Annotated in this window: 1 protein-coding gene; it reads right to left on the bottom strand. The window is 59.3% G+C overall.

Features of this window, described 5'->3' with window-relative positions; all coding sequences use genetic code 11:
• Positions 1 to 273, bottom strand: a 273-nt coding sequence (locus B7444_RS16245) for a recombinase family protein (protein WP_048855257.1), incomplete at both ends; no start/stop codon positions are given.

Genomic DNA, 273 nt, shown 5'->3' with positions numbered 1-273 from the left:
GGACGTCAGGCGGGGTGGACGTCCGATGAGCTTTCCTGCCGCCCGAGCTGCGGCGATGCCTGCCAGAGTCCGCTCACGAATGAGTTCTCGTTCAAACTCTGCCATCGCCATGAGAATGGTCAGAAACAGACGGCCATTCGACGTGCCCGTCTCGATACCCAGATTCAGAATGCGCAGACGGATATCCCGTTTATCCAGGAGCCTGACGAGTTCGAGCACGTCGACTGTATCGCGTCCAAGACGGTCCAGCCGTGCAACAGTCAGGCTGTCACC

It is taken from the genome of Gluconobacter thailandicus F149-1 = NBRC 100600, assembly GCF_000964465.1.
Taxonomy (GTDB): domain Bacteria; phylum Pseudomonadota; class Alphaproteobacteria; order Acetobacterales; family Acetobacteraceae; genus Gluconobacter; species Gluconobacter thailandicus.
This window is presented reverse-complemented; position numbering and strand designations above follow the sequence as displayed.